The following is a 20,534-nucleotide window of genomic DNA, read 5'->3' on the forward strand; positions in this document are numbered from 1 at the left end:
GAAGGCACGAGCCTGGTCCACACGGTGACGCTGAGCAATCCGTCGAGTGTCGACACGACCTATGCGTACACCCTCGGCGGTGGAACCGCCACTGGCGGCGGCACGGACTACACAACGCCTCCGACGTTCAGCGATGGCGTGAGCCTGGTTGGAACGAACCTGATCGTGCCAGCAGGCACCACCAGCTTCACGGTGACCGTTCCGACCATCGACGACACGATCTACGAAGGCAATGAGTCCTATACGCTGGCGATCGGCGGCGCGTCGGGCATCGGCACGATCAACGACAACGATTTGCCGCCCAGCATCTCGATCAATGACGTGACAGTGGGCGAGGCTGCAGGGTCGGCTACGTTCACCGTGTCGTTGTCCTCCGTGTCTACGCAGCAGATCACTGTGGTCTACGGCAGCTCGAACGGCTCGGCGCTCAGCACTTCCGACTACACAGCCGCCAGCGGCACGCTAACGTTCGCCGCAGGCGTGACCACGCAAACCGTCGTGGTCCCGATCGTCAATGACGCGGTTGCCGAAAGCAGCGAAACATTCAATATCAACCTGTCGTCGCCGACCAATGCAACCATTGGTGATGCCCTGGGCATCGGCACAATCACCGACGATGACTTCATACCCACGGCGGCCAACGTGGTGGCCAATGGCAATGAAGACCCGGTTGCGCCGATCCAGGTCACTTTGACTGGCACGGACACTGGCGGCAGCGTCAGCAGTTTCACGCTGTCTTCGCTGCCAACCAACGGTGCGCTGTACCTCGATGCAGCTCGAACACAGCTGGCTCCTGTCGGCACGCCGATTGCGGCCAGCGGCAATGCGTTGACCTTGTACTTCCAGCCGCTGACCGATTGGCACGGCAGCACGGTCTTCAACTACATCGCAACCGACAACGGCGGCGACACGTCGGCCAGCGCTACGGCAACGATCAATGTCGCCAGCGTCGATGACGGCCCGCCGGTCGCTGTAGCAGACACCTACAACATCGTCATCACGACGCCGTACATCATCAGCATCGCGGCGCTGCTGGGCAACGATACGCTGCCCGACAATGCCGCGTTCCTGTCGTTCACCACGCCTGTCGGAGGCGGAACCCTTGTCAACAACGGCGACGGCACGCTGACCTATACCCCGCCGGCAACGCCTGCGACGGCTACCTTCACCTACACGTTGCAGGACGACGGCGGCCAGCAGAGCACGGCAACCGTCACGATGAACGTCGGCGCCGCCACCACCGACAACGCAACGGTTGACGAGTCGGCGCTCGACAACGGCACGTACACCGGGTCAGGCGGCGGGTCGTACATTGCAACGGGCAACGTGTTGTCCAACGATGGCGCAGCAGGCGCGGGCGGGATCACACGTATCACGGTTGACGGCGGGACGAACTGGATCACCGACGGCGGCGTAGGCGACCTTGACGGAGCGGCAAACGGCTTTATCACCGCCAACACCCCGCGGGGCCAGATCACGATCGACCGCACGGGCGCCGGGCAGGGCGACTACACATACACGCTCAAGAGCCCTGCCAACAACAACACGGCTCCCACCAACAGCAGCACCAGCGAGCTGATCGGCTACGACTACACCAGCAACGGCCAGGATGCGTACCTGCGCGTCACCATCAATGACGACTTCCCGATCGCGTCCAACGCCAACGTCGAGATCCCGGAAGGGTCGGTCGAGAAGTTCTCGATCACGCTGGTGCTCGACCTTTCGGGAAGCATGGTCGGCACGTCCGGCGCAGTGCGCCTGGAGCGCCCTGACGGCACGATCCAGCTCACGACGCGCCTGCAGATGGCAAAGGATGCGCTCATTGCGCTGGCGACCGAGTACTTCCAGCAATCCAATGATGTTGCAATCAAGGTCGTGACTTTCTCATCTGGAGCGACGACGCTCAATGGCGGAGCTGCGTACACCAACATCACCTCGCTGTCCGCGGCGATCAATGGCACGACCGCTACTGGAACCACCAACTACCAGGCTGCGCTCCAGCAGGTGATCACGCAGACGCCGACGCCTGACGCCGGCCGGACCAACATCGTCTATTTCTTGTCGGACGGCGTGCCCACCGCAGGCGATACGGTCAACCCGGCGGGCGCATCGGGGTACACGACCTACCTGAACAACAACCCGGCATTGCTGTCTTATGCAGTGGGTATCGGCAGCGGCATTGCAAGCTTCACCCAGCTCAACGGGATTCATCGTGTTGACCAACTCGGCGATGGCATCAACGACCCCGCGATCTCGGTGCCTGACCTGAACGAGCTGGAAGAGCGTCTGTTGTCCACCGTGCCCCAGACATTCGGCGGTAACGTGGTGGCCAGCGGTGCCAGCCAGAACGTGGCGTTCGGTGCAGACGGCGGTTATGTGCAAACGCTGACCCTGATGCTCGATGGCCCCGATGGCGACCAGATCGCGGACACCAACGTCACCTTCACGTTCAATGGCACCAACCAGGTCACGCATAACGGAGGCGCCATCGGCGGCACGACGCCCATCTCGGCAACCACGTTGACGCTCGATGCCACGCGAGGTTTCATGCTGGGCACGCTGATCTTTGACTTCAAGACGGGTGACTACAGCTACTTCACGAGTGGCGCTGTGCAGGCGGTAGCCGGAGCGACATTCACCTTGAGCTCCGTCGTGATCGACAACGACGGCGACACAGCGTCGTCGCTGCAGACAATCACGGTCGTTGACGGCAAGCCCATTGCCAATAACGACAGCGACACCTTGCTGGCGAAGCACACGTTCCTGGAGGGCAATGTCATCTCCGGCAGTGGCACTGACCAGGGCGTTGCAACCGGCACTGCAGTGCTTCCATTCGCCTCATCCGGCGCTGGTGTCGACAAGATCGTTGACGGCGCCGTGGTCACGAGCATCGTGTTCCAGGGCCAGACGTTCAGCCTGACCGCGGCTGTCGGCTCGACCGCAGCATTGGGCGGAACCTATAGCGTCACCAATACAGGCAGCATTGGCCGGTTCACCTGGACCCACAACTCCAACGGATCGGCCCTGGAGTTCGACGAGACGGGCTTCTACAAGTACACGCCCCCGACGACACAGGTGCCGGTGCCGCCGAGCCAGGATGTGACAGGGGTATTTACTGCATTCACCTCCGACCCGGCAGGCACCAATGCAATCACGCTGACTGGTTCGGACAATATTCACTACGACGCGACCACAGGCGCGGGTATTGGCAACAACGGCAGCAACGGCGGAAGGACGCTCGGTCAGGGAGAGAGCCTGACAGTCAGCATTGCCGCCGGTACCCGCCCTACTGGCGTGACGATTCAGTCCGTGACCATTGATGCGGGTGCCAGCAACCTCAGCGGCGCCACCACGTTGACGTACAGCTTCTTCGATCTGGCTGGCAACCAGATTGGGACGTCATTCGTCTCCAACGCGGAAGGCGTGGTTGCGATGCCCGGGTATGCCAATGTTGCATCCATGACCATCCTGGGCAACACCGGGACACAAGCCCGCATTTCCGGTGTGACTTACGCGCGCCCGCAATACGAGGTGTTGCTGACAGCAGCACCATCGGTGGCATCCGGTTTGACGATGCAGGCGATTTCGCGCGCCAGTCCGGTTGTCGACCAGACAGTCGCCTACAGCGCCACCGGTGCCGGCGTGAGCGGAGGCGGCGATGGCGCCGAACTCGATAACCTCGAATCGCTGATTTTCAACTTCAGCCAGACCACACATCCGCTGGGCGTGCAAAACGTCAAGCTGGTGGTCAACGCCGCGGAAAGCGATCTCTCCAACAGCGTCACCTTGACCTACAAGGTCTACGGTGTAGATGGCGCCTTCCTGGGGCAGTTTGCAAGTGGACTGGAAGGCACGCCGGTATCGATCCCCGGCACCTACAGCGGCATCGGAAAGATTGTTGTCGAGGCTTCGGGCGATGCGTCCGCACGGATTCAGGCGCTGTCCTATGAGTCAGTCACCGTGCCGGCACAGCCGGGCGCGATTGCCCCTGAAGTGATCAGCTACACCTTGTCCGATACGGATGCGGTGCCTGACACGTCGAGCGCCCAGCTCACGCTCAACATCATTACCAACAATTCCTACGGCACCGCGGCGGCCGAGACTATCACCGGCACGACGAACAACGACCGCCTTGTCGGTGGAGCCGGCGCCGATACGCTCAACGGCGGTGTCGGCTACGACATTCTCGACGGCGGCACCGGCGCTGATTCGCTCAGCGGCGGTACCAACCACGACACGCTCGCGGGTGGTGACGGCGCAGACTATCTGGCTGGCGACAACGGCGACGACCTGCTGCGCGGCGATGCGGGAGCCGACACGCTCGATGGCGGCGACGGCAACGACAGCCTGGTGGGCGGCGCAGGCAATGACAGCCTGATCGGCGGCCTGGGCAGCGACACGCTGGTGGGCGGTGCAGGCAATGACACCATGACCGGCACCGGCGGCAATGGCGTTGCTGACGTCTTCAGCTGGTCACTTGCCGATCGCGGCAGCAATGGTGCGCCGAGGATCGACACGGTCACCGATTTCGACACGGTCGCCGGAAGCGACAAGCTCGACCTGCGTGACCTGCTGGCAGGCGACACCTCCAGCTACCTTCCAACCGGTAACCTCACGTTCTTCATGCACTTCGATCTGTCCGGTGGGGACACCCGGGTGCACGTGAGCACCACCGGCGGCTTCGCCAATGGCTACACCGCGGCGCGCGAAGACCAGACGATCATCTTGCAGGGCGTGGACCTGGTCACCGGTACAACCAGCGACCAGCAAATCATCCAGAACCTGCTGGCCAACAACAAGATATTGACGGACTGAAAAACATGATGAGAAAGACGATCTGGCGGGCGATGGCTGCCGCAGGACTTTTCGGCAGCACAGCCGCTTTGCTTCCGGCGGCAATTGCGCAGCCTGTGCAGGCACCTGTGGCCCTGGCCTCGACCGCGGCACCCTTCACCTTGAAGGAGGCGGCGCAGTTGGCTGTGCTGAAGAACCCGGAGGTACTGGCTCGCTGGCATGCCATCAAGGCCGCCGAAGCCGAGCGCGAAGCCGCGCGGGGCGGATTGCTGCCGCGCGTGGACCTGAACGCGACCGCGGGGCCTGAGCGCCGGACTGGCGCGACCACCGGTGACTACAGCCGCAACTGGACATCGCTGTCGCTCACGCAGCTGCTCTACGACGGGTTCACCCGACAGGAAATCGACCGTCTCGACCACAACGTCAAGGTGCGCCTGTTCGAGTTCTTCGACATCTCCGAGGCGACGGCGCTCGAAACCGCGCGCGCCTATTTCGATGTGCTGCGCTATCGCGCACTGGTCAAGCTCGCGGAAGACAACTTCGTCGAACATCGCGCCGTGTTCGGCCAGACCGACAAGCGCGTGCAGGCCAAGGTCGCGCGCGCGGTGGACCTGGAACAAATCTCGGGACGCCTTGCGCTGGCCGAAGCGAACCTGCTGATCGAAACCGCGAACCTGCATGACACGACAGCCCGTTTCCAGCGCATCGTGGGACGCCTGCCTTCGCAGGTGATGGCTGCGCCGCCGGTGCTGAATCGGGACCTGCCGCCTGACGCCGTGTCTGCCGTGCAACGCGCCCAGGTCCAGCATCCGGCGCTGCTGGCTTCGATCGAGAGCGTGCGCGCAGCCGATGCGGCGCTCCAGTCGCGCAAGGGCGCTTACCAGCCGCGGCTGGACTTCCGCCTCAAGCGCGACCAGGGCAACAACCAGCTCGGTCCGGTCGGCAACGTGGGCACAACGACGGCTGAAGTCGTCATGACCTGGAACCTGTTCAACGGGTTTGCAGACCGTTCGCGCGAGCGCCAGTTCGTCGAGCAGGTCAACATCGCCAAGGACATCCGCGACAAGACCTGCCGCGATTTGCGCCAGACGCTCCTGATCGCATTCAACGACGTGCAAAAGCTCAAGGAGCAATTGGGTTACCTGGCAACGCATGAAACATCGGTCGGCAAGGCGTTGATCGCGTATCGACAGCAATTCGATATCGGACAGCGCTCGTTGCTGGACCTGCTGGACACCGAAAACGAGCTGTTCCAGGCACGCCGCGCCGTGGCCATTGCGCAGCAGGACCTGAACCTTGCGCATGCACGCGTCCACGCGTCGGTCGGCAGCCTGCTGCGCGCGCTCGAACTCACGACCATCGACACAGGTGGTCAGGAAACAGTGGCGAACTGGCGCATGGAGGGCGATGGCGCGCAGCAATGTCCGGTCGAGGCCGTCACGGTCTACACGGTCGACAAGTCAGCGCTCACCACACGCGCGATGCAGCAAACGCGAGCAGTCGCCGTGCCGCAAGCCGTGATGCCTGCCGTCCCCGGCGCGATTGCGCAGTCTGCACCTGCTGCACCCGCTGCGCCAGTGGTCACACCCAATGCGCCGCAAGTCCCCCAGGGCACGGTCGGCAAGGCGCTGGAGAGCTGGCGTTCGGCGTGGAGCAGCCGCGACATCCCTGGATACCTGCAGATGTATTCGCCTGCGTTCCAGCCGGCAGGCGGCGAAACATTCAAGGCCTGGCAGGCGCGCCGTCAAGCCGTGATTGGACGCTCGTCGGGCGTCACGGTGGAAATCAGCAACGTGGTGACGACACTGGAAAACGGCGGGGAGCGGGCGACCACGGTCTTTGCGCAGAATTACCGGTCAGCCTCATACCAGGACCGTACGCAAAAGACGCTGCGATGGGAGAAGGCCGGTGGCAACTGGGTTATCGTCTCGGAAACTTCAGCGCCGCTGAAGTAGCCGGGAGACCGGCGTCACTGGGATAGCCGATTCTGCGATACCTTTTCGTCCACCAGAATTTTCCCGGGCAGTTCAGGCACGTCAGCGCCGCGCTGGCGGCCCGGGGCCATGAGGTTTATGCGCTGGGCGTGAACAAGCCCGGCGAGCCCGTGGCTGGTGTGCGCCATGCGCTGTACCCTGAACCGAAGCTGCCTGCGCAAGACACGTCGCAACCGCTGGCCGCAGCGATGACCGAACTGCACGCGAAGGTGGCGCGTGGCGAGGTCGCGGCACGCGCGATGCAGGGCCTCAAGTCCCAGGGCTTCGAGCCCGATGTGGTTGTGATTCATCCAGGTTGGGGCGAGGCACTCTTCGCCAGGGACGTGTTCCCCCATGCGCGCCTGATCACTTACGCCGAGTACTACTACGGCGGCGAGGGCGGTGATACGGCTTTCGATCCGGAATTTTCGCGTCCGACGCCCGCTTCCGCGCAGCGCATCCGCATCAAGAACACGCATCTGCTGCACGCACTGGATGCCTGCGATGCGGCTCTCGCGCCGACCCGGTTCCAGAAGGGTCGTCACCCCGCGTGGGCGCAGGACAAGATCCACGTCATCCACGAAGGCATAGACACCGAGCGCTTCAAGCCCGATGCCAATGCGAGCGTGCAGCTCAAATCCGCAGGCCTCACGCTTCGGCCCGGCGATGAAGTGGTGACGTTCGTCGTGCGCCAGCTTGAGCCCTATCGGGGGTATCACATCTTCATGCGCGCATTGCCGCTGTTGCAGAAGCTGCGGCCCAACGCCCGCGTGGTGCTGGTGGGTGGGGATGGGGCAAGTTATGGAAGTGCGCCGCCAGCGGGCAAGACCTGGAAAGACATCTTCCTGGCCGAGGTGGCGAGCCAGCTCGACATGAGTCGCATCCATTTTGTGGGCCGCGTGCCGCACACCGCGCTCACGCAACTGATGCAAGTATCGGCTGCACATGTGTACCTGACGTATCCCTTTGTGCTGTCGTGGTCGATGCTGGAGGCCATGAGCATCGGATGCCTGATCGTCGGCTCGGACACAGCGCCGGTGCGCGAAGTGGTCGAGCATGGGCGCAATGGCTTGCTGACCGACTTCTTCGATCACCAGGCGCTGGCCCATTGCGTCGCGGATGCACTGGAGCGCCGGGACGAACTCGCGCCGTTGCGGGCGGCGGCCCGCCAGACCATCGTGGATGGATACGACTTGCGCAGGCACTGCCTGCCCGCCCAGCTTGCCTTGCTGGAGACACCTCACCAGGTGGGCTCGCAGAAACTGGGGCCAGAGACCTGATATACTTGTGGGCTCAGCGGCTGTAGCTCAGTTGGATAGAGTACTTGGCTACGAACCAAGGGGTCGTGGGTTCAATTCCTGCCAGCCGCACCAAATCAATAATTAGTCAGCAAGTCAGTCAAATCAAACGGTCCGAAGAGTTCGCTCTCCGGACCGTTTTTCTTTGGCCGGTGCTGCAATTGAATGTGCGACGCGGTTGAGACCATCGTCTGTTGGCATTCTTCGCAGGCCTCCTAGCATGGGTTGATGCTTGCACCAAACCATGAATCCCAACTGGCGACGCCTCTGGCCGCGGCCGGTGGTGACTTTGCATTCCACCTGGTATTCAGCGGCCTCACGACCGCCTTGCTCACGCTGGCGATTGATTCTTTCGCAGGCGGGCTGGGTATTGGCACTTTGCTGGGCGTCGCGCTGGCCATCGCCTTGCCACTTGCCGTACTGGCAGCGGCGCTCGGCAACTCACCTGGCTGACCTTCGCTCGCGCTGCTGACGCTGGCGTCAGGCCGCCTGCGTCTGCGCCACCCGGAAACATTGGTGCGCGCAGTAATCGACCAGCGCGTCGATCTCTGTCGATTTGTCGAACACGGCATCAACGCCCAGCTGGGCACAGCGTTTTCTCACGCTTGAGTTGATGTAGTTGCTGAAAACCACGATCTTCTGGTTCGGACGCGCACGCTTGACGCACTGGGCGACATGCATGCCGCTGCCCTGCTTGAGGAACAGGTCCACGATCAACACGTCCCACTCACTGCGGTGCTTCTCGATCCACCTCAGTGCATCGTCTTCAGTCGCGCTTGTTCCCATGACCTTCACGCAGGTCAGTTCCTCCAGCGTGCCGATGAGGTTTTCGCGGATGGTGGGGTTATCTTCAATGACAAACGTTTGCAGATGCACGGGAACTCGGGTGGGACGGATGGGGTGGGACTCTCATGATGGGGGGCGATGCTGCGCTTGAGCAGGGAGACGACCTCCCGAACGCCGGTAGGACGATGCCTACCTCTTGAATCACTTCTTGCATCTACGATAGGTGGCATGAAGATCGATTGCCTACGATGAGCGCAGACGACGCCCAAAGCGCCGATAGCGCTCGTTCGCTGCTGGCCCTGGTGGAGCAGACGGCCAACGTCGGCGTGTGGTCGCTCGACGTCGCCAGCGGCGTTGTGCGATGGACGACACAGCTCGCGCTGATTCACGAGGCACCGGTTGGCTGGCAGCCCGGCCTTGAAGAATCGTTCAACCGGTACGCCCCTGAGTGGCGCGACCGTGTCCGTGCCCTCGTGGCGGCCTGTGCGACACGCGGCGAGGCATTCGATGCCGAGATGCAGATCATCACTTTCACGGGCCGTCGTTCGTGGGTGCGCACCGTCGGCCAGGCCGTTCGCGATGCCGGCGGCGCCGTCGTCCGGGTCGAGGGTGCGGTGCAGGAGATCGCGCCTCATACACATCGACCCGGAACGCTGCTGCGACACACGGTCAGCATGGGCGGCGCGATGGGCAGCGGCGAACCCTTTGCGACCGTCGACAAGACGGGGCGATTCACCTACCTCAATGAACAGGCGCAGTCGCTTCTGGGGCACCTTGCTGCGGACCTCATCGGGCGGCCGATCTGGAGCTTCTTCCAGAAGTCGGTGCGGATGCGCCTGGAAGAAAACTTGAGGCAAGCACTTCGCGATGGCAGGCAGGTAGAGACCGAAGAGCTGGACGCGCAGCTTTCCCGGCGCATCGAGATACGCGGCTTTCCCTTTGGCGCAGGCCTGGCGGTGCATCTGCGCGATGTGACTGCGCGGCACGATTCGCAGGAGCACCTTCGGCTGCTGGAGAGCAGCATCGCGCGCCTGAACGACATCGTGATCATCACGGAGGCCGGGCCTTTCAGCGAACCCGGCCCTCGTATCGTGTTCGTCAATGAGGCATTCGAACGCCGCACCGGCTACCTTCCCGAAGAAGTCATCGGCCGCACACCGCGCCTGTTGCAAGGCCCGGGCACACAGCGCAAGGAACTGGACAGGATCCGCGCTGCGATGGAGCAGTGGTTGCCCGCGCGCGTGGACCTCATCAACTACACAAAGACCGGCGAGGCGTACTGGGTCGACCTGGAGGTGTCACCGGTCTGGGATGAAGCGCGCAAGCTGACGCACTGGGTGGCGGTCGGCCGCGACATCACCGAACGCAAGACCGCCGAGGAGAAGATCCAGTATCTCGCGTTCTATGACCCGCTGACACGCCTGCCCAACCGGCAGTTGCTGCTCGAGCGGCTCCAGCGCGTGCTGACCGATGAGGAAAAGCCGCGGGAAGGCGCGCTGATGTTCATCGACCTGGATAACTTCAAGGTGCTCAACGACACGCTGGGGCACGCCAAGGGCGATGAACTGCTGCAGCAGGTGGCCGAGCGCCTGCGGTCGTGTGTCGCCGCCGGGGACACCGTGGCGCGGCTCGGTGGCGACGAGTTCGTGATCCTGATCGAGAACAGCAGCCGCAAGCCGCTGCAGCCGGTGGCGGCCTCGAAGATCGTGAGTGAGCGCATCCTCGCGCGGCTGGGCGAGCCTTACCTGCTTTCGGGCTATCTGCACCACAGCACCTGCAGCATCGGCGTCACGCTCTTTGGCAAGACGCCGTGGGACATGAGCGAGCTGCTCAAGCAGGCGGACCTGGCGATGTACCAGGCCAAGAATGCAGGACGCAATACCGTTCGCTTTTTTGATCCGCAGATGCAGGCTAACGCCACGGCGAACGCGTCGCTCGCCATGGATCTGCGGCAGGCATGGCGCGAAGGCCAGTTCCTGCTCGACTACCAGCCGCAAGTCGGCGCTGATGGACGGATGACCGGTGTCGAGGCACTGCTTCGCTGGAAACATCCCGATCGCGACATGGTGCCCCCGTCGCATTTCATTCCTGCGGCCGAGGAAACCTCGCTCATCGTGCCGATCGGCCGCTGGGTGCTCGACAAGGCGTGCGAGCAGCTTGCGCTCTGGGCTAAGAGTCCGTCGCGCAGCCACTTGAGCATCGCAGTGAATGTGAGCGTTCGCCAGTTTCGCGATCCCGACTTTGTCGATCAGGTGATGAGCGCCATCGCGCGATCGCAGATTGCCCCGCACAAGCTCAAGCTCGAATTGACCGAAAGCCTGCTGGCCGATGGCATCGAAGTGACGGTCGCCAAGATGGGGAGCCTGAAGGCGATGGGCGTCACTTTGTCGCTCGACGACTTCGGGATGGGCTACTCGTCACTGTCGTACCTCAAGCGCCTGCCGCTGGACCAGTTGAAAATCGATCGGGGATTCGTCAAGGACATCCTGACTGACGCGAATGATGCGGCCATCGCCCGAACCATCATCGGCCTCGCGCAGAGCCTGGGGTTGGGCGTGGTCGCGGAAGGCGTTGAAACCGAGGCGCAACGCGTGTACCTGGCCCAGCAAGGCTGCTACGAATACCAGGGCTATCTTTTCAGCCGGCCCTTGCCCATTGATGAGTTGGAGTCGTTCATGACCCGCCTTGACGCCGGAGCTGCAGCACTCGAGACCTAGACCGGCGCGATCTGCAGGGGCGTGTTGGGAACGATGCGTGGCATGCGCAACACGATGGTGTCTGGCGAGCGTCTCAGATCCACCGATTCAGCCATCGCAAGAGCCTCGACATCAGCCCAATCGAGCAGCCGGTAGCTCGGCTCGTATGGCAAGGCTTCATATCCATCGGTGCGAGGCGCGACTTGCATCGTGATTTCGGCGGTGCCGTCGACCACTTCTGTGCGGATACGCACGACGCACGGACCGCCGGCTGCGTCGGTGAGCGTGATCAGTGAGGCGATGAGCAGGTTGCGCAGCGCCACGGTCGACACCTGGAACGGCGCATCCGTCAGCTCTTTTTCGACAAGAAATCCCCGGAAATTGAAGTTGCTCGCCAGCAGCGCGATGCAATCTTCGACGCCCGCGCCCAGGCGCACGCCTTCGTCTTCCTGAGGCTCCAGCCACGCTGCCACCTTCAGGCAATTGGCCACAGCGTCACGCGCGAGGCGATTGAGCTTGAAGATGCTCGTTCGGAATTCCTCGGGAGAGGGCGATGCGCGCTCCAGCCGTGCGTTGAGCACTTCGGCCATCATCGCGATGGCCTGCAGGTTGACCACCATGTCATGTTTGAGGGCCGGACCCAGTCGGCGCAAGACTCCGTAACGCGCCGACTCGGCGCCGGCGTGCTGGGCACGGGTCGAATTTGCTGCATCAGCAACCATGTCTTTGTCCTTCGATTGACGACAGGCGACTGTTGCACTGCCGCGCCAGAAACCTCGCAAGGCACCTGCGCATGAGCCTGTAGGAAAAAGCCGCCGGGGCTATCCTTGGCACCATGAGCAAAGCATTCACCCGTGAGACGGAAGGCGAGGGCGATGACGACGACCAGGACGGCGCAGCATCTTCCCTCCCCGCCGGAACCAAAAACTACATCACACCCGCAGGATACACGCGCCTGCGCGATGAATTGCTGCAACTGATCGACGAGGAACGCCCCAAGGTGGTGGAAGTCGTGCATTGGGCCGCGAGCAACGGCGATCGTTCGGAGAATGGTGACTACATCTACGGCAAGAAGAGGCTGCGCGAAATAGACAGGCGCATCCGCTTTCTCACGCGGCGCCTTGAAATCGCGGAGATCGCAGACCCGGCGCTGCACCACGGCGGGGACCAGGTGTTTTTCGGTGCCACGGTCACGTATGCGGATGAAGCGGGCGACGAGCGCACCGTCACCATCATGGGGATCGACGAGGCCGATACGCTCGCCGGCCAGGTGAGCTGGGTATCACCGATTGCGCGTGCGTTGATCAAGGCCAGGCAAGGCGATGTCGTGAGGTTGACGACGCCGATGGGGGTGCAGGAAGTCGAAGTGTTGAAGGTGGACTACCCGCCGCCCGCGCAAGCCTAGCGGTCGGTGCTGAAGCCGGGACGCACGCGTTGCACCTTCATGACGGAAGGGGTGCGCTTGAGGATTCGCAGCACCGAGTCGAGATGGGTCTTGTCGCGCACGGCGATGATCAGCCGCAGGTCGGCGGCGTCCTGCGCTTTTTCTTCACCCATGTCGACGTGCGTGATGTCGGCCTCGGCGCTGGCAAGGGACGTTGCCACGCGAGCCAGTGCGCCCTTGCCGTTCACGACGGTGACCATCACCGCAGTCTCGAACGGACGCACCGGTTCGTCGGACCATTCGACGCTGATGAAGCGCTCGCTGTCCTTGTGCTGCAGGCGCTTGGCCACGGCGCAGTCGTCGCAGTGAACGACCAGGCCCTCGCCGCGCCCGAGGTAGCCGACGATTGAGTCGCCGGGCACGGGCCGGCAGCAGCTGGCGAACTTGACGGAAGCGTTCTCGCTGCCGTCGAGCACGACCTCGCCCTGCGACACGTTTTCGTGCGCGGTGTAGCGTTCGCGGGTCAGCAGCAGCGCGTCGGGCTTCTCGCCGCGTTCCGAGAGCATCGTCACGAGCCGCTTGGCGACGATGGTGGCGATTCGCTTGCCCAGGCCGATGTCGGTGAGCAGTTCGGCGCGGTTGCGGTTGCCGGTGAAGCGCAGCAGCTTTTCCCAGATGGGGTGGTATTCGCCGTCTTCGGCGGGAAGCTTTTCCATGCCTTCCGAGCGCAGCGCCTGCGTGAGCAGCTTTTCGCCCAAGTCCTGGGACTCGACCTGCGCCAGTGTCTTGAGGTGGTGCCGGATCTTGGAGCGTGCGCGGCCGGTGCGAACGAACCCGAGCCAGGCCGGGTTGGGTGTGGAAACCGGTGCAGTGACGACTTCGACCACGTCGCCATTCTTGAGCTCGGTGCGAAGCGGCACCTGCACGCCGTTGATGCGTGCGGCGACGGTGCGGTCGCCGATGTTGCTGTGGATCGAGTAGGCAAAGTCAACGACCGTCGCGCCCCGTGGCAGCGCCATGATCTGGCTCTTGGGCGTGAACACATACACGGCATCGGGAAACAGGTCGATCTTGACGTGGTCCCAGAACTCCGCTGCATCGCGTGTTTCGTGCTGGATGTCGAGCAGCGACTGCAGCCACTTCGTGCCCAGCCGGTCCGCGTTGTCGCTGTCCTGGTCGTTGGCCTTGTAGAGCCAGTGGGCCGCAACCCCCGACTCCGCCACGAGGTGCATCGCCTCGGTGCGCATCTGGAACTCGACGTTCACACCCGAAGGGCCGACCAGCGTGGTGTGCAGCGACTGGTAGCCGTTGACCTTGGGGATGGCGATGTGGTCCTTGAACTTGCCCGGCACCGGCTTGTACATCTGGTGCAGCATGCCCAGCGCCGTATAGCAGTCGATGACCGACGGCACGATGACGCGAAATCCATAGATATCGGTGACCTGCGCGAACGACAGGTGCTTCTCGTCCATCTTGCGATAGATGGAGTAGAGCGTCTTTTCACGCCCTTCGATCCGCATGGCGATGCCGGCTTCGTGAAAGGCGGCTTCGACCTCACGCTCGACCTTCTGGATCAGGTCGCGGCGGCGGTTGCGGGCCTTGATGACGGCCTTGTTGAGAATCGCGTGTCGCCACGGCCGAAGGTGGCGAAAGGCCAGCTCCTGCAGTTCCCGATAGGTCTGGTTCAGGCCCAGGCGGTGCGCGATCGGTGCGTAGATTTCAAGCGTCTCTGAAGAAATGCGCGTCCACTTTTCGCGCGGCACGTCTTCGAGCGTGCGCATGTTGTGGGTGCGATCGGCCAGCTTGATGAGAATGACGCGCACATCACGCGCCATCGCCAGCAGCATCTTGCGAAACGACTCCGCCTGGTTTTCTTCGCGGGTGTTGAACTGCAGCTTGTCCAGCTTGGTGAGACCGTCGACCAGTTCGGCCACGGGCGCTCCGAATCGCTCGATCAGTTGCGGCTTGGTAACGCCGCAATCTTCGATCGCGTCGTGCAGCAGCGCGGCCATGAGTGCTTGGGCGTCGAGCTTCCATTCGGCGCATTGCGCCGCGACGGCGATGGGGTGCGTGATGTAGGGCTCGCCGCTGGCCCGGAGCTGGCCCAGGTGCGCTTCATCGGCAAAGCGATAGGCCTTGCGGACCAGGTCGACATCGCCCGTGTCCAGATAGTCCAGGCTGGCCGTGAGCGCGGCAAAACTCGCCGCTGCCGCATTGGCTGCGGCGGGACTGGGAACGGCTGGCACAGGGGGACGCTTGCCTTTGCCGGAAGGGGTCAGCACGGCGCTCATGCCTTTAATGTAGCGTGCCACCCCCAGGAAGAGCTTGGCCCATGAAAAAAGCACCGCAATGCGGTGCTTTTGGATGGGGTGCCAGGCAGATCAGCCGCCGGGAACCTTCTTGAGCATCTCGAGGCCGACCTTGCCTTGGGCGATTTCACGCAGGGCCGTGACGCAGGGCTTGTTCTTGCTTTCGATCTTGGGGGCGTGTCCCTGGCTCAGCATGCGGGCGCGGTAGGTTGCGGCGAGCACAAGCTGGAAGCGGTTGGGGATTTGTTGCAGGCAGTCTTCGACGGTGATGCGGGCCATGAATACTCCAGGAGGAATCAGCTGATGTTGAGGGCTTTGAACGTTGCGGCCCGGGCACGGCGCTGAGCCGAAAATTTAAGCCGCTGGGCGTGAACTATCGCTTTCATGTCGAAAAGCGCGCGTTCAAATAACTCATTAATTATAACGAAATCGAACTCATGCGCCTGTTCCATCTCTTCAGCGGCGTTCTTGAGCCGGATATCGATGACATCGGGCGCGTCCTCGCCGCGGCGTTCCAGTCGTGACCTGAGTTCTTCCCAGCTGGGCGGCAGGATAAAGATCAGTACCGCATTGGCAAAGATGCGCTTGATCGCCAGGGCACCCTGGAAGTCGATCTCCAGGATGACATCGGCGCCGGTGGCGATACGCTCTTCGATGGCGCGCTTGGAGGTGCCGTAGCGGTGGCCGTGCACGAATGCCCATTCGACGAAACCATCGGCCAGCACCATGCTGTCGAACTCGGGCGTGGAAACAAAGAAGTACTCGCGCCCGTGCTTTTCCTGCCCGCGGGGCGCGCGCGTCGTGTGAGAAACAGACGGCTGCACCTGCGCGTCGAGCTCGAGCAGCGCCTTGACGAGGCTGGACTTGCCGGCGCCGCTGGGGGCCGCTACAACAAACAGGTTACCGGGGTAGTCCATGGAGGTGGCGATTCTAGCAAGCAGCCTTGCCCGCACTATTCCAGGTTCTGCACCTGCTCGCGCATCTGCTCGATCAAGACCTTCATGTCGACCGACACACGGGTCATCTCCAGCGCGGCAGACTTCGATCCGAGGGTGTTGGCCTCGCGATGCAGTTCCTGGATGAGGAAGTCGAGCCGCTTGCCGACCTCGCCGCCCTTTTTCACCAGCCGCTCGATCTCGTCGAGGTGGGATGCGAGCCGGGTCAGCTCTTCAGCCACATCGATGCGGATGGCGAATGCAGTCGCTTCGCTCAGCGCGCGGTCCTGCGCGGCTTCGGGCAGCGTGGCGCCATCGGTGAGGGCCATGGCCTCTTTCCAGCGGTCGAGAAAGCGATTGCGCTGCTGCTCCACGAGTTGCGGCACCAGAGGCCCGGCCTGTTTGGCCAGCGCGCGCAGCTGCTTGAGGTGACCGATCATCATCTCGGCCAGGCGTGCGCCCTCGCGCTCGCGCGCAGACATCAGTTCGTCCAGCGTCGTTTTGGCCAGCTCAATCACGACCTCGCTCCAGTCGGCTTCCGAGGCGCCCTCGGAGGCGCTCATGCGAACGACGTCGGCCACGCTCAGGGACTTGGCGTCCGGCAGCCATGCCCTGACGTGGTCCTGCAGCGAGTTGAGCCGCTGGAGCATGCGCGGCGTCGGCTCGCGAAGGCCTTCGCCGGCGTTGGACTCCACGGCGGCTCGCACCTCGACCTTGCCGCGCTTCAGGCGCGACATGATCAGTTCGCGCAGCGCGGGCTCGTAAGGGCGCAGTTCTTCGGACAGGCGGAATGTAAGGTCAAGAAAGCGGCTGTTCACCGAGCGCATTTCAAGGCCCAGGCGGCTTGGCGGCGTGCTCCGTGTCTCGGCCTGCGAGCGCGTGTCTGCTGCGCTTTGCTGGCCGCTTGCGAAGCCGGTCATGCTGTAAACTGCCATGGAGGTCTTTTGCCGATCTCGGAGTCGTTGCGGGATTGCGAGAATAACCGGGATGGGCCTGCAGCCCAACATTCTTAGGCTGCAGCCTATTACATCGCTTCTTAATACATGTCCAAGGTCAAACCAGCGCCTCTGCCCCCCGACACCGTCATTGGTGGCTATCGCGTGGTGCGCAAGCTTTCGGCTGGTGGCTTCGGCGTGGTGTACCTGGCCGTCGACAACGAAGGCCAGCAGGTCGCCGTCAAGGAATATCTTCCTGCTTCGCTCGCCGGACGCGCGCCGGGCGAACTGCTTCCCCAGGTCCAGCCCGAAAAACTGTCGCTGTATCGCCTGGGCCTGAAAAGCTTTTTCGAAGAAGGTCGCGCCCTGGCGCAGATCTCGCACGCCTCGGTGGTGAGCGTGCTCAACTTCTTTCGCGAGAACGAAACCGTCTACATGGTGATGAATTACCTGGAGGGCGCGACCCTTCAGGATTTCATCATCACCGCGCGTGAACTCAAGAAGCAGAAGGTCTTTCGCGAATCGACCATCCGTTCGCTCTTCGACGAAATCCTGCGGGGCTTGCGCATCGTGCACCAGCACAAGATGCTCCACCTGGACATCAAGCCTGCCAACATTTTCATCACCGACGACAACAAGGCCGTGATGATCGACTTTGGCGCAGCGCGTGAAGTGCTGTCGAAAGAAGGCAACTTCATCCGTCCGATGTACACGCCCGGTTTTGCGGCGCCGGAGATGTACCGGCGTGATTCGTCGATGGGTCCCTGGACCGACATCTACGCGATCGGCGCGTGCATCTATGCCTGCATGCAGGGCTATCCGCCCAACGATGCGCCGCAGCGTCTGGAGAAAGACCGCCTGGCGCTTGCGCTTTCGAGGCTGCGCGGTGTTTATTCCGACAACCTGATCGAGGTGGTCGAGTGGTGCATGTCGCTGGACCCCTTGTCGCGTCCGCAATCCGTGTTCGCGCTGCAAAAGGAACTCAGCCGTGAAGGCGAGCGCCGTTACACCAAGCTGTCGGTGGGCGAGAAGATGCGCCTTCAGTTCGACAACATGGTGACGGACACCAAGAAGAATGTGAAGAAGGCCACCGGGTTCGGCGGCGTCAAGGCCAAGTGACCGGCCCCTACGACCTCCCACGATGAAATTCTCTGTCTTCCAGATCAGCCGCCGCGGCGGCCGCGAAAAAAACGAAGACCGCATGGGCTATTGCTACACGCGGGAGTCGGGGCTTTTCGTGCTGGCTGACGGCATGGGCGGCCACCCCGAGGGCGAGGTCGCCGCGCAGCTCGCGCTGCAAACGGTCTCGGCGCTCTACCAGAAAGAAGCCCGCCCGCTGGTGCAGGACGTCAATGAGTTCCTGTCGATGGCACTCATGGCGGCGCACCACCAGATCATTCGCTACGCCAGCGAAAAAGGCATGCTCGACACGCCGCGAACGACCCTGGTCGCGGCGGTCGTGCAGGGCACATCGGCAACGTGGGTCCATTGCGGCGATTCACGCCTGTATGTGGTCCGCGGCAACGAACTGCTCACCCGCACACGCGACCACTCGTACCTGGAGCAGCAAAGCGGCGCAGGGGTCGTTCGCCTGGACCGCATCAACCGCAACATCCTGTTCACCTGCCTGGGCTCTCCGACCAAGCCGGTGTTCGATATCACCGGCCCGGTCACATTGCAGCAGGGCGACAAGATCCTGCTGTGCTCCGACGGCCTCTGGGGTACCTTGACCGATGATGAAATCGTTAACGACCTCAGCAGAAAATCGGTGACCGAGGCAGTGCCCGACCTGGTCGAGGCCGCCCTGCGCAAGGGCGGCGACCATTGCGACAACGTGACGGTGATAGCGCTGGAGTGGGAGACGCCAGACTCGTTCGAGTCCACGCGCGGCATTTCCACTGACAGCATCACCGATGGCGTATTTGCTTCCACCATACAGGCCGGCGTTCTCGACGGCATGGTCGAAGACCTGGACGATGAAGCCATCGAACGCTCGATCGCCGAGATCAACGAAGCCATCCGGCGCTCGGCGGCGCGGAAAACCTGAAACCAAGTTCCCAAAAAATGACTGAATTTGCAAGAAGCGGCGGCCGTGCCGCAGACCAGCTGCGTCCGATTCGCATCACCCGCGGCTACACCATCCATGCCGAGGGTTCGGTGCTGATCGAATTCGGCAACACGCGCGTGCTGTGCACCGCGTCGGTTGAAGAGAAGGTTCCACCGCACAAGCGCGGCAGCGGCGAAGGCTGGGTCACAGCCGAATACGGCATGCTGCCGCGCTCGACCCATACGCGCAGCGACCGTGAAGCCGCACGCGGCAAGCAGAGCGGTCGCACGCAGGAAATCCAGCGGCTCATCGGCCGTTCGATGCGCGCGGTGTTCGATCTGAAAGCGTTGGGCGAGCGCACGATCCAGCTCGACTGCGACGTGCTGCAGGCCGATGGCGGTACGCGAACCGCGGCGATCACCGGCGCATTCGTCTCGGCGCAGGATGCGGTGAACAAGCTGATTGCGGCGGGCAAGCTCACCGCTTCGCCGATCACCGGTCCAGTCGCGGCTGTTTCGGTGGGAATCGTGCAAGGCGTGCCGTTGCTCGATCTCGAATACATCGAAGACGTGAGCTGCGACACCGACATGAATGTGGTGATGACGGGTGCGGGCCATTTCGTCGAAGTGCAAGGCACTGCCGAGGGCGTCGCCTTCACGCGCGCCGAGATGGACGAGCTGCTGCGCCTGGCCGAAAAGGGCATTGGCGAGCTCGTCACCCTTCAGGGACAAGCGCTCGGCCAGTGAAGGCCGGCGGTGAAGTTCGACAAGTGATCTCTCGCATCGTCCTGGCCTCCAACAACGCGGGCAAGCTCGCCGAGCTGCGCGCGATGTTCGCGTCCCTGCCGATCGAGCTGGTGCGCCAATCGGAGCTGGGTATCGGGGAAGCCGAAGAGCCGCACCGCACCTTTGTCGAGAACGCACTGGCCAAGGCGCGTCATGCGTCGCGCGAAAGCGGCCTGCCTGCCATTGCGGACGACGCCGGACTGTGTGTTGAGGCCTTCGGCGGATTGCCTGGCGTCGATACCGCGTTCTATGCCATGCAGTTCGGCTATGAGAAGGGCGACGACAACAACGTGCGCGCCTTGCTCGAACAGTTAAAGCCGCATGCCGACCGGCGCGCGGCCCTGGTCAGCACGCTGGTCGCGGTTCGCACGCCCGACGATCCGGAGCCGCTGATCGCATCGGGCCGGGTTGCAGGCGTGATTGCCCAGGAGCCCACAGGCGAGCACGGCTTCGGGTTCGACCCGGTCATGTTCATCCCCGAGTTCGGCCAGACCTTCGCGCAATTGCCGCCAGAGGTGAAGAACGCGAACAGCCATCGCGGCAAGGCTGCGCAGCAGATGCTGGGGCTCATCCGCGAGCGCTGGCTGTGATT

General features: G+C 62.9%; 16 protein-coding genes and 1 tRNA gene. 11 read left to right on the forward strand and 6 right to left on the reverse strand.

The window, feature by feature from the left end; all coding sequences use genetic code 11:
* The 5 genes from AQ12_RS10250 to AQ12_RS10270 all read left to right on the forward strand — a co-directional run.
* Positions 1-4,815: Calx-beta domain-containing protein (locus AQ12_RS10250; RefSeq protein WP_048439817.1), on the forward strand; the 4,815-nt coding region annotated here is incomplete at its 5' end.
* A gap of 5 nt (positions 4,816-4,820) precedes the next feature.
* Complete coding sequence (locus tag AQ12_RS10255; RefSeq protein ID WP_053076665.1) at positions 4,821-6,749, forward strand: TolC family outer membrane protein; 1,929 nt, start codon at positions 4,821-4,823, stop codon at positions 6,747-6,749.
* 92 nt (positions 6,750-6,841) lie between these two features.
* Entirely contained in the window at positions 6,842-8,047 is a 1,206-nt protein-coding gene (locus AQ12_RS10260) for a glycosyltransferase (protein ID WP_369799012.1), read from the forward strand.
* A gap of 16 nt (positions 8,048-8,063) precedes the next feature.
* A tRNA-Arg gene (locus tag AQ12_RS10265) sits at positions 8,064-8,140 on the forward strand.
* Between the two features lie 153 nt (positions 8,141-8,293).
* Positions 8,294-8,518 (forward strand): hypothetical protein, encoded by a 225-nt coding sequence (locus tag AQ12_RS10270; RefSeq protein WP_048439819.1) that lies wholly within the window; start codon positions 8,294-8,296, stop codon positions 8,516-8,518.
* 27 nt (positions 8,519-8,545) lie between these two features.
* Here AQ12_RS10270 and AQ12_RS10275 read toward each other — a convergent pair whose 3' ends face one another.
* Positions 8,546-8,941, reverse strand: coding sequence for a response regulator (locus tag AQ12_RS10275; RefSeq protein ID WP_048439820.1), 396 nt, complete (start codon positions 8,939-8,941; stop codon positions 8,546-8,548).
* A 158-nt stretch (positions 8,942-9,099) separates the two neighbouring features.
* On the opposite strand from AQ12_RS10275, the gene AQ12_RS10280 reads away from it, so the two are divergent.
* Positions 9,100-11,568: an EAL domain-containing protein gene (locus AQ12_RS10280; protein WP_048439821.1), complete on the forward strand. Its 2,469-nt coding sequence runs from the start codon at positions 9,100-9,102 to the stop codon at positions 11,566-11,568.
* On the opposite strand, the gene AQ12_RS10285 is transcribed toward AQ12_RS10280, so the two are convergent.
* Complete coding sequence (locus AQ12_RS10285) at positions 11,565-12,269, reverse strand: hypothetical protein (protein WP_048439822.1); 705 nt, start codon at positions 12,267-12,269, stop codon at positions 11,565-11,567. The genes AQ12_RS10280 and AQ12_RS10285 overlap by 4 nt on opposite strands.
* 113 nt (positions 12,270-12,382) lie before the next feature.
* On the opposite strand from AQ12_RS10285, the gene greB reads away from it, so the two are divergent.
* The gene (gene greB, locus AQ12_RS10290; protein WP_048439823.1) at positions 12,383-12,952 is read left to right on the forward strand and encodes a transcription elongation factor GreB; all 570 of its coding nucleotides are present in this window, start codon (positions 12,383-12,385) and stop codon (positions 12,950-12,952) included.
* On the opposite strand, the gene AQ12_RS10295 is transcribed toward greB, so the two are convergent.
* The 4 genes from AQ12_RS10295 to AQ12_RS10310 form a co-directional block, all read right to left on the reverse strand.
* On the reverse strand, positions 12,949-15,222 hold the full coding sequence (locus AQ12_RS10295) for a bifunctional (p)ppGpp synthetase/guanosine-3',5'-bis(diphosphate) 3'-pyrophosphohydrolase (protein ID WP_048439824.1): 2,274 nt from the start codon (positions 15,220-15,222) through the stop codon (positions 12,949-12,951). The genes greB and AQ12_RS10295 overlap by 4 nt on opposite strands.
* Positions 15,223-15,312: 90 nt before the next feature.
* Entirely contained in the window at positions 15,313-15,519 is a 207-nt protein-coding gene (gene rpoZ / locus AQ12_RS10300) for a DNA-directed RNA polymerase subunit omega (RefSeq protein WP_048439825.1), read from the reverse strand.
* 17 nt (positions 15,520-15,536) lie between these two features.
* Positions 15,537-16,157 (reverse strand): guanylate kinase, encoded by a 621-nt coding sequence (gene gmk, locus AQ12_RS10305; RefSeq protein ID WP_048439826.1) that lies wholly within the window; start codon positions 16,155-16,157, stop codon positions 15,537-15,539.
* Positions 16,158-16,192: 35 nt separating this feature from the next.
* On the reverse strand, positions 16,193-17,110 hold the full coding sequence (locus AQ12_RS10310; protein WP_048439827.1) for a YicC/YloC family endoribonuclease: 918 nt from the start codon (positions 17,108-17,110) through the stop codon (positions 16,193-16,195).
* 108 nt (positions 17,111-17,218) lie between these two features.
* Here AQ12_RS10310 and AQ12_RS10315 point away from each other — a divergent pair, with 108 nt between their 5' ends.
* Genes AQ12_RS10315 through rdgB form a run of 4 tightly spaced genes read left to right on the forward strand, consistent with a single transcriptional unit; the run spans position 17,219 to position 20,532 of the window.
* Positions 17,219-18,229 (forward strand): serine/threonine-protein kinase, encoded by a 1,011-nt coding sequence (locus AQ12_RS10315; RefSeq protein WP_048439828.1) that lies wholly within the window; start codon positions 17,219-17,221, stop codon positions 18,227-18,229.
* A 22-nt stretch (positions 18,230-18,251) separates the two neighbouring features.
* Entirely contained in the window at positions 18,252-19,157 is a 906-nt protein-coding gene (locus tag AQ12_RS10320; protein ID WP_048439829.1) for a PP2C family serine/threonine-protein phosphatase, read from the forward strand.
* Positions 19,158-19,174: 17 nt separating this feature from the next.
* A complete protein-coding gene (gene rph, locus AQ12_RS10325) occupies positions 19,175-19,903 on the forward strand; it encodes a ribonuclease PH (RefSeq protein ID WP_048439830.1) in 729 nt (242 codons plus the stop codon).
* A 26-nt stretch (positions 19,904-19,929) separates the two neighbouring features.
* On the forward strand, positions 19,930-20,532 hold the full coding sequence (gene rdgB, locus AQ12_RS10330; RefSeq protein ID WP_082151529.1) for an RdgB/HAM1 family non-canonical purine NTP pyrophosphatase: 603 nt from the start codon (positions 19,930-19,932) through the stop codon (positions 20,530-20,532).
* The last annotated feature ends 2 nt before the right edge of the window (positions 20,533-20,534 follow it).

Origin of the sequence: Caenimonas sp. SL110 (genome assembly GCF_001044395.1) — a bacterium.
Classification (GTDB): Bacteria; Pseudomonadota; Gammaproteobacteria; order Burkholderiales; family Burkholderiaceae_C; genus Ramlibacter.